This window comes from Myxococcus sp. AB025B (assembly GCF_006518215.1).
In the GTDB taxonomy this organism is placed as follows: Bacteria; Myxococcota; Myxococcia; order Myxococcales; family Myxococcaceae; genus Myxococcus; species Myxococcus fulvus.
This window is the reverse complement of sequence record NZ_SRLW01000242.1, coordinates 1-15,257: the sequence shown is the minus strand read 5'-3', so window position 1 is coordinate 15,257 and position 15,257 is coordinate 1. Positions and strand designations below refer to the sequence as shown.

Annotated in this window: 16 protein-coding genes; 11 read left to right on the top strand and 5 right to left on the bottom strand. The window is 72.0% G+C overall.

Annotated features, from left to right (window positions below):
- The 3 genes from FL311_RS31415 to FL311_RS31405 form a co-directional block, all read right to left on the bottom strand.
- Window positions 1-349: glycogen-binding domain-containing protein (locus tag FL311_RS31415; protein ID WP_194869433.1), on the bottom strand; the 349-nt coding region annotated here is incomplete at its 3' end.
- Window positions 350-424: 75 nt separating this feature from the next.
- Window positions 425-1,333 (bottom strand): TIGR01777 family oxidoreductase, encoded by a 909-nt coding sequence (locus FL311_RS31410; protein WP_141330959.1) that lies wholly within the window; start codon window positions 1,331-1,333, stop codon window positions 425-427.
- A complete protein-coding gene (locus FL311_RS31405) occupies window positions 1,330-1,905 on the bottom strand; it encodes a peroxiredoxin (RefSeq protein WP_141330957.1) in 576 nt (191 codons plus the stop codon). Before FL311_RS31405 ends, FL311_RS31410 begins: the two co-directional genes overlap by 4 nt.
- Before the next feature lie 112 nt (window positions 1,906-2,017).
- On the opposite strand from FL311_RS31405, the gene FL311_RS31400 reads away from it, so the two are divergent.
- From FL311_RS31400 to FL311_RS31350, 11 genes are all read left to right on the top strand, one after another.
- On the top strand, window positions 2,018-3,103 hold the full coding sequence (locus tag FL311_RS31400; protein WP_141330955.1) for a polyprenyl synthetase family protein: 1,086 nt from the start codon (window positions 2,018-2,020) through the stop codon (window positions 3,101-3,103).
- A gap of 7 nt (window positions 3,104-3,110) precedes the next feature.
- Window positions 3,111-4,667 (top strand): NAD(P)/FAD-dependent oxidoreductase, encoded by a 1,557-nt coding sequence (locus FL311_RS31395; protein ID WP_141330953.1) that lies wholly within the window; start codon window positions 3,111-3,113, stop codon window positions 4,665-4,667.
- Window positions 4,664-5,680, top strand: coding sequence for a phytoene/squalene synthase family protein (locus FL311_RS31390; RefSeq protein ID WP_141330951.1), 1,017 nt, complete (start codon window positions 4,664-4,666; stop codon window positions 5,678-5,680). The genes FL311_RS31395 and FL311_RS31390 overlap by 4 nt, the downstream gene beginning before the upstream one ends.
- Before the next feature lie 180 nt (window positions 5,681-5,860).
- Window positions 5,861-7,318, top strand: a complete 1,458-nt coding sequence (locus tag FL311_RS31385; RefSeq protein WP_141330949.1) for an NAD(P)/FAD-dependent oxidoreductase — start codon at window positions 5,861-5,863, stop codon at window positions 7,316-7,318.
- Window positions 7,318-8,241 (top strand): carotenoid 1,2-hydratase, encoded by a 924-nt coding sequence (locus tag FL311_RS31380; protein ID WP_141330961.1) that lies wholly within the window; start codon window positions 7,318-7,320, stop codon window positions 8,239-8,241. Before FL311_RS31385 ends, FL311_RS31380 begins: the two co-directional genes overlap by 1 nt.
- 82 nt (window positions 8,242-8,323) lie before the next feature.
- Window positions 8,324-9,451: a glycosyltransferase gene (locus FL311_RS31375; RefSeq protein ID WP_141330947.1), complete on the top strand. Its 1,128-nt coding sequence runs from the start codon at window positions 8,324-8,326 to the stop codon at window positions 9,449-9,451.
- Window positions 9,448-9,828: a lycopene cyclase domain-containing protein gene (locus FL311_RS31370; protein ID WP_141330945.1), complete on the top strand. Its 381-nt coding sequence runs from the start codon at window positions 9,448-9,450 to the stop codon at window positions 9,826-9,828. Before FL311_RS31375 ends, FL311_RS31370 begins: the two co-directional genes overlap by 4 nt.
- Window positions 9,825-10,181, top strand: coding sequence for a lycopene cyclase domain-containing protein (locus FL311_RS31365; protein WP_141330943.1), 357 nt, complete (start codon window positions 9,825-9,827; stop codon window positions 10,179-10,181). Before FL311_RS31370 ends, FL311_RS31365 begins: the two co-directional genes overlap by 4 nt.
- Window positions 10,178-10,855 (top strand): lysophospholipid acyltransferase family protein, encoded by a 678-nt coding sequence (locus FL311_RS31360; RefSeq protein ID WP_141330941.1) that lies wholly within the window; start codon window positions 10,178-10,180, stop codon window positions 10,853-10,855. Before FL311_RS31365 ends, FL311_RS31360 begins: the two co-directional genes overlap by 4 nt.
- Window positions 10,852-11,718: a MerR family transcriptional regulator gene (locus FL311_RS31355; RefSeq protein ID WP_141330939.1), complete on the top strand. Its 867-nt coding sequence runs from the start codon at window positions 10,852-10,854 to the stop codon at window positions 11,716-11,718. Before FL311_RS31360 ends, FL311_RS31355 begins: the two co-directional genes overlap by 4 nt.
- Window positions 11,719-11,731: 13 nt before the next feature.
- Entirely contained in the window at window positions 11,732-12,631 is a 900-nt protein-coding gene (locus tag FL311_RS31350) for a MerR family transcriptional regulator (RefSeq protein ID WP_141330937.1), read from the top strand.
- Here FL311_RS31350 and FL311_RS31345 read toward each other — a convergent pair.
- Complete coding sequence (locus FL311_RS31345; protein WP_141330935.1) at window positions 12,594-13,670, bottom strand: oxidoreductase; 1,077 nt, start codon at window positions 13,668-13,670, stop codon at window positions 12,594-12,596. The two genes, FL311_RS31350 and FL311_RS31345, sit on opposite strands and share 38 nt — an antisense overlap.
- Before the next feature lie 28 nt (window positions 13,671-13,698).
- A complete protein-coding gene (locus FL311_RS31340; protein ID WP_141330933.1) occupies window positions 13,699-15,189 on the bottom strand; it encodes an ADYC domain-containing protein in 1,491 nt (496 codons plus the stop codon).
- Between the last annotated feature and the right edge of the window lie 68 nt (window positions 15,190-15,257).

Sequence of the window (15,257 nt, the reverse complement as noted above, 5' to 3'; positions counted from 1 at the left end):
TATGTGGAGTACGCGCTGTTCGACGCGAAGGGCCGTCGGGCATGTAGAAGACGTGGTTGCTCTCACCGAAGCCGTTGTCACAGACGCGCGCGTTGAAGTCGTCCCGCACCCGACGGCCCTTCGCGTCGAACAGCGCGTACTCCACATAGGCGTCCCGGGGCAGCGCCAGCGAGCGCTTCCACAGGCCGGGGCCCGCGCGCTCCAGCGGCAGCGGCTCGCCCTTCCAGTCCTGGAAGTCCCCCTGGACGAAGACGGGCCCGCGCCCTCGCCACACGAAGGTGGCGGTGTCGCCGATGATGACGGGTGTCCCTTCCGCTCGCGCTCGCGCTTCCAGCTCCCTGGCATCCATCCCGCGTCGCTCCTAGGCAGTTCCCGTCGCTGTTTCTAGCCCGAGTCACCCACGCGCGCGCTCGGGCTTCGTCGCTCAGCCGAGCAGCTGCTTCAGCGCGCCTTCCAGCTCCGGGAAGCCGAACGCGAAGCCCGCCGCCCGGGCTCGCGCGGGCAACACCCGCTGGCCCTCGAGCACCACCTTGGACATCTCCCCCAGCGCCGCCTTCACCATGAAGGCCGGGACATGCATCACGCTGGGGCGCCCCAGCGCGTGGCCCAGCGCGTGCGCGAAGGCCGCGTTCGTCACCGGCTCCGGCGCGGTGGCGTTCACCGGCCCCTCCAGCTCCGGGTGCGCCAGCGCGAACTGGAGGAGCGCCCGCGCGTCGTCCAGGTGAATCCAGCTCACGTACTGCTTGCCGCTGCCCACCGGCCCTCCGGCGCCCAAGCGGAACGGCGGCAGCATCTTGTGCAGCGCGCCGCCGTCCGGATGCAGCACCATGCCCATGCGCACCACCGCCGTGGGAATCCCCGCCTCCTCGCGCGCCCGGAGCGCCTGGGCCTCCCACGCCACGCACACCCGCGCGAGGAAGTCGTCGCCGGGGGCGCTGTCCTCCGTCAGGGCCTGCGCCTCGCGAGCGCCGCCGTAGTAGCCGATGGCCGACGTGGACACGAAGCGCCTCACCGTGCCCGCGGCCTTCATCGCGTCCACCAGCACCCGCGTGCCCTGCACCCGGCTGTCGTGGATGCGCTGCTTCGCGTCCTTCGTCCACCGCTGCGCCACCGGCTCGCCCGCCAGGTGCACCACCGCGTCCACGCCCGCGAGCGCCTCGGGCGCCATCGCCGTCCGCCCGTCGAACACCGCCCCCGTCACCCCCGCGGGCAGCCGCTCCAGCGCCCGGGCCACGTCCCGCGTGAGCACCTGGACCTGATGGCCATGACTCAACAAACCCTGGACAAGTCCTGGGCCCAGAAACCCCGTGGCCCCCGTCACCGCCACCTTCATGGGGTGGCTCCCGGGGCGGCCGGCGCGGCCACCGGCGTCGTCAGGTCCACCCCCACCAGCTTGCTGAGCGACTCGAAGAAGGCCGTCTGCTCCTCCGGCTTCATCTTCCCCGAGTGTCGGTAGACCAACACTCCCTGGGCATCCAGCAGCAGCACGTTGGAGGTCTTCAGCGGCAGCGTCCACGGCGCCTCGCCCATGGCTCCTTTCAGGTCCACCAGGATGGGCACGCCCACCTTCTTCTCCTCGTCCCGGACGTAGGAGAGGGCAATCTGCCGAGCGGGAAAGAAGTCGAACTTCATGAGGTTGGCCACCGCCACCACCGTGGCCGCCCCCAACAGGTTGCGCTCCTTGCCCCGCGCGAAGAGCTCCTCCTTCAGCCCCGCGTTGAGCTTCGTGGAGTCCTTGTCCTCATAGAAGAGAATTACCGGTTTTCCACGCCAGCGAGAGAGACGCACCTCTTCTCCGCTCGAGGTTCGTAACGTCGCGTCCTGCGGACCGTCCGGAAGGTTGGACGCGAGGGCTCCCTGGGAAAGCAGGGCGGCCGCCAGTGTGCCGGTGATCCACGTCTTCATGAGGTGACCCCTGGTGGACAAGGTTGATACAAACCATGGACATAGCCTTGACAAGGCCTGGACGCAAACGTTACCTCTCAGCAGCAGCCGCCTGAATCCGGAGGATCAACCGATGGCCCTTCCCCGTCCCGCTGTACAGCCGATGTCGGGCGAGCTTCCCCTGGAGCAGGCCTGGCTGAAGCTCGTGCAGGCACAGGTGGAGACGTCGTTGGGCGAGCTGTTCGACCTGCCGGACGAGGCCCGCCTGGACGCGCGCTGGACGTGGGCCATGGCGCAGGCGCGCACGTACGCCCTCAGGCCGGCCAAGCGGGTGCGGCCGGCGCTGGTGATGGCGGGGCACTGTCTGGCGAAGGGCACGCCGGTGGTGCCGGGCGAGCTGTGGCGCTTCGCGGCGGGGCTGGAGCTGCTGCACACCTTCCTGCTCATCCACGATGACGTGGCGGACCGGGCGCACCTGCGGCGGGGCGGCGCGGCGCTGCACCACCTCCTGGCGCCGGGGCGCGGCGGCGAGGACCTGGCGGTGGTGGTGGGCGACCACCTCTTCGCGCGCTCGCTGGAGGCCATGCTGGAGTCGGGCCTGCCGGGCGTGGCGAGGGTGGTGCGCTACTACCTGTCGGTGTGCCGTCACACGGCGGCGGGCCAGTACCTGGACCTGGCGCTGGGCGGCGCGCCGCTGTCGCAGGTGTCGCTGTTCCAGACGCTGCGCGTGGCCTACCTCAAGACGGCGCGCTACGGCTTCTGCGCGCCGCTCGTCTGCGGCGCCATGCTGGGCGGCGCCAGCCCGGAGCTGGTGGCGGGGCTCGAGCGCGTGGGCCGTCAGGTGGGCCTGGCCTACCAGCTGAAGGACGACCTCATCGGGCTCTTCGGTGACTCGAGCGTCGCGGGCAAGGCGGCGGACGGCGACTTCATGCAGGGCAAGCGCACCTTCCCGGTGCTGGCGGCCTACGTGCGCGCCCCGCCGAGGGCCCGCGAGGAGCTGGAGCTGCTCTGGTCGCTGCCCGAGTCGCTCAAGGACGCGCGCGCCCTGGCGCGTGCCCGGACGCTGGTGGAGGAGTACGGCGGCCGTGAGGCGTGCGAGCGGTTGGTGACGCGCGGCTCCCACGCGGCCCGGCGCGCCTTGCACTCGCTGCCCAACCCCAACGGGGCCCGGGACCTGTTGGACGCGCTCATCGCGCGGCTGGCCCATCGCATCGCCTGAGGACCTCATGAGCTCGCGAATCCAGGGCAGACGCGTGGTGGTGGTGGGCGCCGGGGTCGGAGGGCTGGCCGCGGCGGCGCGGCTGGCGCACCAGGGCTTCGACGTTCGCGTCGTCGAGAAGACGGTGGGGCCCGGAGGTCGCTGCAACCGGCTGCGGGTGGACGGGTTCACCTGGGACATCGGTCCCACCATCGTGCTGATGCCGGAGGTGTTCGAGGAGACCTTCCGCGCGCTCGGCCGCCGAATCGAGGACTACCTGACGCTGCTCAAGTGCGAGCCCAACTACCGGGTGCACTTCCGCGACGGCTCGGACGTCACCTTCACCTCCGAGCTGTGCGCCATGGGGCGCGAGCTGGAGCGGGTGGAGCCGGGCAGCTACGCGCGCTACCTCGCCTTCCTCGCCCAGGGACGTGTCCAGTACCGCACGAGCCTGGACCACCTGGTGGGCCGCAACTACGAGGGCATCACCGACTACCTGTCTCCGCGCGTGCTCGCCCGCATCCTCCAGGTGCGCGCGCACCGGCGCATGTACCCGGACGTCAGCCGCTACTTCAAGGACGACCGGCTGCGCGCGGCGATGACCTTCCAGACGATGTACCTGGGCGTGTCTCCCTTCGAGTCGCCCGCGGTGTATGGGCTGCTGCCCTTCACCGAGCTGGGCGTGGGCATCTGGTTCCCCAAGGGCGGCCTGTATGCGATTCCGCAGGCGCTGGAGAAGCTGGCGCTCGAGGAGGGCGTGCAATTCCACTACGGCACCCCCGTGGAGCGCATCCTCACGGAGGGCGGCCGCACCACCGGCGTGAGGCTGGAGGGCGGCGAGGTGCTGGAGGCGGACGCGGTGCTGTGCAACGCGGACCTGCCCTACGCGTACGAGAAGCTGCTGGACCCGGAGGCCACCACGCTCAAGCGCCGCGAGTCGCTGCGCTACACGTCCAGTGGTTACATGCTCTACCTGGGGATGCGCCGGAAGTATCCGGAGCTGGGGCACCACAACGTGGTCTTCGGCCACGACTACAAGGGCTCGTTCGACGACATCTTCCAGCGCTTCCGCGTGCCGGAGGACCCGAGCTTCTACGTCAACGCGCCCACGCGCACGGATTCGTCGCTCGCGCCCGAGGGCAAGGACTCGCTCTACGTGCTGGTGCCCGTGCCGCACCAGCACCCGTCGCTCGACTGGAAGGTGGAGGGCCCCAAGGTGCGCGCCAAGGTGTTCGCGCGCCTGGCCGAGCTGGGCCATCCGGACCTGGAGTCGGACATCGAGGTGGAGCGCGTCTTCACGCCCGACGACTGGGCGGGCACGTTCAACCTGGCCAAGGGCAGCGCGTTCGGACTGGCGCAGAACTTCCTGCAGATTGGTCCGTTCCGGCCGTCCAACCAGGACGCGCGGGTGAAGAACCTCTTCTTCGTCGGTGCGTCCACGCAGCCGGGCACGGGGCTGCCCACGGTGCTCATCTCCGCGCGGCTCGTCACCGAGCGGCTGATGTCGTGGGCTCGTGACCGCGGGGTGAAGTTGTCCCCGCGCGCGGACCCGGCGAAGTCGGTGGCGGCGGAGGTGGCGGCATGAGCACGACCGACGAGAAGGCGCTGGTGCGTCGGGGATACTGGCTGGCCCGGCGGGTGACGCGGCATCACGCCAAGAGCTTCTTCTTCGCCTCGTATCTGTTGTTCGGTCAGCGCCGGAAGGCGGCGTTCGCGCTGTATGCGTTCTGCCGGCGGCTGGATGACCTGGTGGATGAGGCGGGGCCCGACGGCGAGGAACTCGCGGTGCGGTTGGACCGGGCCCGACGCATGGTGGCGGAGCTGTACGTGCCCATGCCGGAGCTGGCCTCGCGCGAGCTGGGGCCCCCGAATGACCGGGTGGCGGGTGTGGCGGCGCGCTCGCCGTGGGACGCGGGGGAGTTCGCGGCGCTGGCGCACACGGTGCGGCTCTACCGGATTCCGGAGCAGCCGTTCCAGGACCTCATCTCCGGCATGGAGATGGACCTGACGAAGAACCGCTACGAGACGTGGGAGGAGCTGGACCTCTACTGCTACCGCGTGGCGGGCGTGGTGGGGTTGATGTTGACGCCGGTGCTCGGGTGCTCGGACGTGTCGGCGCTGCAGCCGGCGGCGGACCTGGGCCGGGGCATGCAGCTCACCAACATCCTGCGCGACGTGCGCGAGGACCTGGAGCGCGGCCGCGTGTACCTGCCCGCGCGGGAGCTGGCGCACTTCGGGCTGTCCGAGGAGGACCTGCACCGCGGGAAGGTGGATGCGAGGTGGCGGGACTTCATGCGCTTCCAGGTGGCGCGGGCCCGCGTGTACTACGCGCGCGCGGCGCAGGGGGTGCCCTCGCTCACCGGGTTCGGCAGTCAGCGCATGGTGCGGCTGATGGGCGCCATCTATGGCGACATCCTCCGGGAGATTGAGGTGCGCGACTACGACGTGTTCAGCTCGCGCGCCTTCGTGCCGACGGGCCGCAAGCTGTCACTGGCCGCCGCGACGTTCCTGCGTCCCATGAGTGTGCTGCCCGCGCCCCTCGGCGAGGCGCGCGTGCCGTTGCTGCCGAGCGAGGCGGGGGGCCGACACCATGGCTGATGCGTGTGTTCGGAGGCGGGGGTGCCCCGGCTTCCACGCGAAGCGGGGCGATGACGCCATGGGGGACGTACGTGCTCGCGGACGTTTGGAGCCGCGGCGAGGGGGGCATGGCCTCCGCGCGATGCAGGGTGGTGACGCCGCGGAGACCCCGTGCGTTCGCGAGTGCCCGGAGGCGCGGTCATGAGGGCCTCCCGGGTCGCCGTCATCGGTGGAGGCATCGGCGGGCTCACCGCCGCGGGGCTCCTGGCGAAGGAGGGCCACGCGGTGACGCTGTTCGAGGGCAGCGCGTCACTGGGCGGCAAGGCGCAGGCGGTCACCGTGGACGGCGTGACGCTGGACACCGGGCCCACGCTGTTGACGCTGCCGGACCTGGTGCGTGGCACCTTCGAGCAGCTGGGCGCGATGGACCTCCTGCCTCCGCTCACGGAGCTGGAGCCGCAGTGCTCCTATCGCTTCTCGGATGGGTGCTCGTTCACCGCGTACAAGGACGTGGAGCGCACCGCGGACAGCGCGGGGGACGTGAAGCCCTCGGAGCGTCGAGGCATCCGCGGCTTCTACGCGGAGGCCGCCGCCATCTGGGCCGCCGCGGGTGAGCCCTACCTGGAGGCGCCCTTCGAGGGCATGGCCGGCTTCATGGGCCGCGTGGCGAAGCGGGGCATCGGCGCGGTGCTCGCGGGCATGCAGCTGTCGTCGCTGCACGCCCTGGCGGTGAAACACCTGCGCACCGAGCACCTGCAACAGTACGTGGGGCGCTTCGCCACCTACGCGGGCGCGTCGCCGTACGAGGCGAGCGCGGCCTTCGCGCTGATTCCTCACATCGAGCACGCCTACGGTGTCCACCATGCGCGCGGTGGCGTGGGCGCGCTCGTGGACGCGCTGGGACGCGCGGTGCGCAGGCTGGGCGTCACGGTGCACCTGCGGACGCGGGCCCGCTTCGAGCGCACGCACGAGGGCTACCGCGTGGGCCCGGAGAAGGACGGCGCGCTGTTCGACGGCGTGGTGGTGAACGCGGACCCGCTGGAGTCGCTGCGGCGCGAGGGCGAGGCGCTGGCGCTCTCCGGCTTCGTGCTGCTGCTGGACGTGGAGGGACGACTCCCGCTGCCGCACCACGCGGTGCTCTTCGGCAGCGACTACCCGCGCGAGTTCAGGGAGCTGTTCAGCGGGCAGCTCGCGTCGGACCCGACGGTGTACTTCTGCAACCCGTCCGCGACGGACCCCACGATGGCCCCCGTGGGCCGCACGGGCCTGTTCGTCATGGTGAACGCGCCGCCGTTGTCAGGCGGCCCTGGGGCGCTGGAGGCCAGCGCGCGCGAGTGGGAGCAGCACGGCGAGCGGGTGAAGGCGCAGATGTTCGAGAAGCTGTTCGCGCACCACCCGGAGCTCCGGGGGCGGGTGCGAGTCATCGGCCAGCGCTCGCCGGTGGACCTGGCGGCGCAGGGGGCTCCGGGGGGCTCCATCTACGGCTTCCTGCCCCACGGCAAGCTGGGGCCCTTCCGGCGTCCTCGCATCCGGGGCAACACGCCAGGCCTGTTCTTCGCGGGCGGCGGCACGCACCCGGGCGGTGGGGTGCCCCTGGTGATGCTGTCCGGCCGCTTCGCCGCGGAGATGGCCTCCGCGCATCTGCGGAGGGGCGGATGATGAACACCTTGCGAGACATTCCGGCGCTGCCCGGCGAGGCGGGGGCCTATCGCTGGTTCTACGCGGACGTGACGGCGGGTCCGTTCAGCGCGGTGTGCATCTTCATGCTGGGCTCGCTCTTCTCGCCCCGCTACTCGGTGGCGGCGCGTCGCGGTGGACGGCCGATGGAGTACAGCGCGGTGAACTTCGCGCTGTACCACGAGGGCGTGCGTCGTCTGTGGGTGCTCAGCGAGTACCCGCACGCGCAGATGGAGTCGCCGGGGCGGCTGCGCATCGGCCGCTCGACGCTGACGTACGGCGAGGACGGCGCGGTGCGGATGGAGGTGGACGACTGGACGGCGCCGTGGGGACGGCCCGTCAGCGCGCGCCTCACGTTGGAGCCGCTGACGCCCATGGGCGAGGTGGTGCGGTTGATGCCCGAGCTGCCGCACTACTGGCAGGCCCTGGCGCCGCGCGCCAAGGCGAAGCTGGAGGTGTCCTCGCTCGGCGTGACGGCGGAGGGGCTGGGGTACCACGACACGAATCACGGTGAGGAGTTGCTGGGCGCGCGGCTCGCCGGCTGGCACTGGGCGCGCACGCACCGCGAGGACACGACGGTGGTGGACTACCACCTGCCGGATGGCGTGGCCCCGCTGCGGATGACGGCCTGTTCCAGCGGTGTGCGCTGCGAGCGTGGCGAGGAGCCTCAAGCCCGGCCCACGGTCATCACCGGCTGGGGCCTTCGCGTGCCCTCGCGCCTGGAGTCGGGCAACACGGTGGTGGGGCAGGCGCGGCTGTTGGAGTCCTCGCCCTTCTATGCGCGACTGGAGGCTCGCAAGGGCGCGCTGGACTGCATGGGCGAGGTGGCGGACTTCCGCCGGTTCCACTCGCCCTTCATCCGGTGGATGGCCCACTTCCGCACGCGCCTGGGGAGGGCGGCATGAGTGTGCCGATGGGGTGGATGAGGCTCGCCTCGGCCTTCAGCGCGATGACGCCCACGCGCCACGCGTGCTCCGGGAGGGCGGCATGAGTGTGCCGGTGCTCCTGGTCCTGGGGTGGACGGTGCTCGCCACGGGCTTCAGCGCGGTGACGCTCGTGCGGCTCCTGCGCATGCGGACAGGTCGCGCGGCGCGAGCCCCCTCGACGGCCCGCGTGCTCCTGCTTCGTCCCGTCGACGCGCCGACTCCGCGCGAGCTGGAGAATCTCGCGCTCCCCATCGACTTCGCGGGTGAGCTGGAGCAGGTGGTCGTCTCGCCCTACCGTCCGCGCCTCGGCCCGGACGTGCGCTGGCTGCCGAGCGACCCGCTCACCCCGAACCGCAAGGTGGGCCACCTCCTCTACGCGCTCTCGGTCCTCCCCATCGAGGGGCGCGTGGTGCTCGCCGTGGACGCGGATGTCGCGGTGACGGGCGCGCTGGTGGAGGGGCTGGTGGCTCCGCTGCTCGCCGGCGCCGCGCTGAGCACCGCCGCGCCCACCCCCGTGGATGCGCGCGACGGCGCGGGCCGCGCGATGGCGGGCCTGCTGCGCTACACGCACCACAGCTTCCTCGCGCTGCACGCGATGAGCGCCGGCGCCCCGGCCGTGTGCGGCAAGGCCCTGGGCCTGTCCGCCGAGGCCCGGGCCTCCCTCGAGTCCCTGGCCGACCACATCGGCGAGGACCTGGAGTTGTCCAAGCGCCTGCACGCGCGCGGGCTCGACGTGGCGCTGAGCGCCGCTCCCGCCGTGGTGCCGCTGGGCGAGGTGGGCTCGTGGGACATCCCCCTGTCCCGCTTCACGCGATGGATGCGCGTGCTCGCGAGCCACCGGCCCGGTCTGTACCCCACCGTGCCGCTGCTCTTCACGCCCACCGTGCCGCTGGTGCTGTGCGCGGCGCTGCTGGGCTCGCCCGCGTTGTCCGCCGCCGTGGCGCTGCTGGTCGCCGTGCGCGCGGCGCTGGCACACCGGCTCGGGGTGCTCGGAGCGCCCCAGGGGCCCGTCCCAGGACGCGGCCGCGCCTGGACGGACTGGCTGCTGGGAGAAGTCTTGCTCCTGGCGGCCTTCGCCGTTTCACTGGGCCGGCAGGGGACGGTGACGTGGCGCGGACGGACGTACACCCTCTTGCGCGGTGGCCGCATGGTCCGCGTGTCGCCAGAGCTGACGGGAGGACCCGGATGACCTACGCACGTTTCCTCGGGCTGTTCGTCGTACTGCCCATCCTCATCCAACTCTGGCGCTACCGGCGGACCTTCTCCGCCAGGTCGCTGGCGCCCATGGGGATGCTCCTCATCGTCGTCTACGCGGCCACGTCCCCGTGGGACAACCTGGCCGTGAAGTGGGGCCTGTGGGGCTTCGACGCCGAGCGCATCTGGGGCATCAAGCTGGGCTACCTGCCGCTGGAGGAGTACCTCTTCTTCGGCCTCCAGACGCTGCTGGTGGGCCTGTGGGCCCGCGCCCGCCTGGCCCGCGCGCTGGAGGCTCCGTCCGCCGAGTCGAAGGCCTCCGCCGCGGCGCCGTCCGAGCGCGCGCTGTCCCCGAGCGAGGTGTCGCCATGATGGAGTCGCGCTGGGCCTACCTCATCCACCTGCTCGCGTGGACGCTGCCCCTCATCGCGTTCCAGCTGGTGGTGCTCGTGCGCCACTACAAGGAGCGCTCGGGCGCGGTGCTGCGCGCGGTGCTGCCGCCGGCCTTCATCCTGGGCCTGTACCTGGCGGTGGCCGACCACCTGGCCATCTCCACCGGCATCTGGAACTTCGGCGAGGGCAAGCACCTGGGCATCTACCTGGGCCTCGTCCCGCTGGAAGAGGTGCTCTTCTTCGTCATCACCAGCGTCCTGGTGTCGCTGGGGCTGGCCCTGTTCACGGGGCTGGCGCAGCTCGTCTGGAAGAAGGAGGCGCGCTCGCCGTGATTCCCGCGGCCAAGGGAGGCCCCTTCGGGTGGGCGCTCGACCGGTACATCGGGTGGAAGTTCCGCTCGGCGTTCCGGGGGCTGTGGGTGCGCGGCGAGCTGCCGGCGTCCGGGCCGGGGCGGCTGGTGTACCTGAACCACACCAACTGGTGGGACGGCTTCATGCTGCACCAGCTGTCGCGCGTGGCGGGGTGGGACGCGTACTGCCTCATGGACGAGGAGAACCTGCGGCGCTACCGCTTCCTCGCGCGCATCGGCGCCTTCAGCATCCGCCGCAAGGACGCGATGTCCTCCATCGAGTCGCTGCGCTACGCCAAGGAGCTGCTGCGCCGCCCGCGCGCGGCGCTGTATGTCTTCCCCGAAGGCGAGCACCGTCCCTTCGGCGAGCTGCCCCTGCGGCTGGAGCGCGGCGTGGAGATGCTGGCCCGGGTGGCGAAGGTGGAGTGCGTGCCCATCGGCGTGCGCTACGCCTTCTTCGAGCACGAGCTGCCGGACGTGTTGTTGGAGGTGGGCACGCCGCATCCACCCGGACCGCTGTCCGTCTTCCAGACAGGCCTGGAGACGGTGGTGAAGCGGCTCATGACGACGACGAGCCTGGAGGGCTTCACGCGCAAGGTGTCCGGCGCGCGGGGCGTGGCCGAGCGGTGGGACGCGGCCCGGGGAGTCCAAGCATGATGTTGCGCATCCGCACCATCTCCCGCCTGACGGGCGTCCGCGAGGCGACGCTGCGCGCGTGGGAGCGCCGCTACGGCTTCCCCCGGCCGCTTCGCAGCGAGGGCAACAACTACCGCGTGTACTCGCGCGAGGAGGTGGAGGCCGTCCGCCGCGTCGTCCGCCTCATCCAGCTGGACGGTCTGGCGGTGAGCGAGGCCATCGCCCAGGTGGTGTCCTCGCCGCTCAAGACGATGCCCGGCGCGGAGCGGCTGCAGGAGCGCTTCTGGAGCGCCGCGAGGCTGCTGGACGAGGACGAGCTGTCGCGCGTGCTGGACGAGGCCCAGCGCTCCATGGACGTGGACACGTACTGCGACGGCTTCCTCATGCCGCTGTTGCGCGAGATGGCCACGCGGGTGGACGTGGCGCGCGAGCACCTGGCCTCGGGCTACCTCCGCCAGCGGCTGCGCCAGGTGCTCTCCAGCCTGGAGACCACGGCCGGCGGGCCCCGGGTGCTGCTGGCGTGTCCCCGGGGGGACTCGCACGAGGGGGGGCTGTTGGGCCTGGCCGTGCAGCTCAAGCGCAAGGGCTGGCGCACCACGTTCCTGGGCGCGGACACCCCCGCCGAGGCCCTGCGCGTGGCGTGCGAGCAGGTGCGGCCGGACCTGGTGGCGCTGTCCTTCGTCCACGGGCGGTCGCCGGAGGAGTTCCTCACGGTGCTGTCCGAGGCGCTGCAGGCCTGCGCCCTCTCGTCGGTCGTGGTAGGAGGGCCCGGCGCGCGCGAGCACCTGAAGACCGTCTTCACGCTCGGGGCGCAGTTCGCCGAGTCGTCGCAGGAGTTGATAGCCCTCTGGAACCAGGTGCGGACCGCGCAGAATCGCCCCTGAACCGTCCGCCCCCATGGCCGAGCGCACCTACCGAATCCACGTCGCGGCCGAGCTGTCAGGGGTTCGGGTGGAGCTCATCCGCGCCTGGGAGCGGCGCTACGGGGTGCTCCAGCCGCTGCGCACGCCCGCCGGCTACCGCGTCTACACGGAGCGGGACGTGGCGCTGCTCAAGCGCCTGAAGAAGCTCACCGACGAGGGCGTGGCCATCAGCGAGGCGGCGAAGATGCTGCCGCAACTGCTCGCCGAGCTGGACGCGGCGGGCGTGGCCTCCGGGGAGGACCCGCTGACCTCGGGCTCGGGGCTGGACTTCTGGCGCGACGCGGCCCTGCTGGCGGCCGAGGCGTATGACCAGGTCGGCGTGTCCGCGGTGGTGGACGAGGTGCTGTCCGCGCTGCCTCCCCTCAAGGCCTTCGAGGGCGTGCTGGCCCCCCTCCAGCGCGAGGTGGGCGAGCGCTGGCACCGGGGCACGCTGACGGTGGCGCAGGAGCACCTGGTGACGCAGGTGGTGCGCGCGCGGCTGGTGAGCCTGCTGCACGCGGCGCCGCAGGGGGGGCGCAAGCACGCGCTGCTCGCGTGCCTCCCGGAGGAGGAGCACGAGCTGGGCCTGCTCGCCGTGGCCCTGCGCCTGCGCCACGCGGGCCACCGGGTGACGCTGCTGGGCCAGCGCGTGCCCGCCGTGGACCTGGGCCGCGCGGTGACGCGGCTGCGTCCGGACGTGGTGGGGCTGTCGGCGGTGAACAACCCCGGTGAGGCCGTGTTCGAGGCCACGCTCACCCAGGTCCTGCGAGAGCTGCCCCCGGGCATCCCCGTCTGGGTGGGCGGCGCCGCGGCGGTGGCCCACGCGGACCTGGTGGACCGGCTGGGCGCCCGGCTGTTCAGCGCCGAGGGCGACTGGGCGCGGCTGGTGGGTTAGCCCGGGACGGCCGCGCGCGCTGGAGCGTGGCGATGAGGCCCGCGTCCCCCACGGCCCAGACGCGGTTGCCCGAGCGCGAGGTGGAGACGGCGTGGAAGCCGGTGGTGCCCAGGGACATCCACGTGCGCGCGCCGTCCACGGACAGCTCCGAGCCGGACGGGCCCACGGTGACGAGCGTGGGGCCCGGCGCGCCGTGCACCTGCGCGACGCAGGAGCGATAGCCCGCGGGCCGTCTTCCCGGGGGCACCGTCCACGTCCTGCCGCCGTCCTTCGTGAGGGCCAGGTTGCCGGTGGCGTCCGTGGGGCGCTGGTGGTTGCCGCCCACGGCGATGCCCTCGTGCTCGCTCCAGAAGAGCAGCGAGAAGATGCCGCCGCCGTCGCCCGTGGCCAGGGGCGTGGTCGCCACGCTCCAGGTCTTGCCGCCGTCGGTGGTGCGCACCACGCGGGCCGCCTTGCCGCCCAGGCCGAACCACGCCTGCCGGGGGGCTCGCACGGTGATGCTGGTGCCGCTGGCCGCGAAGCCCGCCTCGCCCGGCAGCGCGGGAGGGAGGGCCTCGGCGGGAAGGGGTGTCCAGGTGGCGCCGCCGTCGGAGGTGGCGATGACGAGGAAGCGGCCCTGGACCGGGTCGCTGAAGGCCACGCCGTGGCGCTCGTCCCAGAAGGCCATGCCGTCGAAGAAGGCGCCGGGCGTGGTGTTGGTGAACTGCAGCCGCCACGTCTCGCCGCCGTCCTCCGTCTTGTAGATGCGGGACTTGTCGCCCTCGCCGATGGAGAGCAGGTACGCGGTGGTGGCGCTGAAGGCATCCACGTCCCGGAAGTCCAGCGCCTCCGCGCCCGGCACCTTGCCCGGCCTCCACGTCTGGCCTCCGTCCGTGGTGCGCACGAAGGTGCCCTGGTCTCCGCTGGCCCAGGCCACGCGGGCGTCGACGGCGCTGACGCCGCGCAGCCTCACGGAGGTGAGGCTCGGCTGGGTCTCCCACCGCATGCCCGCGCTCCCCACCGACAGCATCGCGGCCAGAAAGATGGCTCCCGTCATCATCTCCTCCTCGTGGGGACGGGAGGCTAGCTCACGGCTGGGGCGGGGCCAGCGATTCGTTGGATTGGGAGTTGTTGAAGACGACGCTCTGGTAGCGCTGGGCCGCCTCCTGCGCGTTGTCGCAGATGGGCGAGCACTTGTACGCGCCCGTGACGTTGTGGGGGTCGCGGCAGTCGTTGATGACGTTGCCCGCGGAGTCCTCGATGGGGGGCTGCAGCTCCACGCACCCGGCCTGCAGGTGCTTCCAGCGCCAGTGGCTCAGGCACGCGGGGCCGCTCGTGTCCCAGCCCGCCTCGAACTTCATGTCGGAGCTGCCGCCCGCCTCTGGCGCGGTGATGATGTTGGGCGTCAGGGCGTCCCATGGCTGGATGGGGGTGCCGTCCTGGGTGAAGGGCGTGCCGTTGCCGCAGTAGTCCGCGCGGGCCATGCGGGTGCAGGCCCAGTGGGCCTTCGTCACCGCGCCCGGCGAGGCGCCGTCGAGCCAGGGCTTGTAGCCCCAGCGGTAGCACTTGGCGAGCACGCCCGGGTCGCAGCCGAGGGTGAAGCTGCTGGTCGTCTCCTGGCGCGCGCCGCTCGCGTTGAAGTAGCCCTCCAGGGGCACGGCCCAGGCCCAGCCCACGGCGGGATTCGCGCCCGTCGTGCACAGGTCGACGGTGGCTCCGGACGCGGGCGTCACCTGCACCCGGTAGAGGAAGGTGGCGCCGGTGGCGTCCCAGATGCCGGGGGACTCGGGGATGGTGACCTGGTTGGCGTTGATGGCGTCCACGACTTCAATCGTGGAGTTGTAGTGCGCCGTCGAGAGGCTGCGCAGCCGCGTGCCGATGAGCTGCTTGCCGCGCAGCTCCTTGTGCTCCACGGGGAAGCGGCCGCCGCTGGCCTTCGGTGAGGCGCTCCAGGGCTGGCCCGGGAGATAGGGCCCCGCGAGCACGGTGAAGATGCCGCTCTTGGGACAGGTGAAGCGCACGGAGGGACATTCGAGGGGACAGCTGGGGTCGGGCTTCACGACGCCCTCGGACGAGCCGAGGTAGCCCTGGCGCGCGTGCTCGCAGGGCTTCTCCCCCGCGCAGACGCGCAGGACGGGGCGACCGGTGCAGCTCCCCGCGGAGCCCGCGCACTCGCCGCTGTCGAGCGTGACGAGGGTGTCCGGAGTGCACACGCCCTGGCCCTTCACGGTGAAGCCGCAGGTGCGCGCCGCTCCCGACTCGGCGCGCAGGAGGCAGGGACTGAGGCTGGCGGTGGTGCCCGAGACGGCGAGCGGCATCTTCGCCGCGAGCTCTCCGCGGAAGACTCGCAGCAGCGCGGGGCGGCGGACGTTCTCGAAGAGGACGGTGGCGGGGTCGTAGAAGAACGAGCCGATGCTCGTGCCGTGGAGCTGGGTCCCCTGGGAGTGGGAGTCGTCGCCGTCGGCGCGGAAGTCCTGGGCGGCGAGCTGGGGAGAGGCTTCCTGGGGGGACAGGGGCTCGCAGGCGGCGAGCAGACACAGACACAGCGCGGGTGACAGCAATCGCGAGACGGCGCTCATGCGAGGGACCTCGGGTTCGTTCAATCCATCCAGACGCGGCGCGGTGGAGCATCCGGCATGCCATGGAC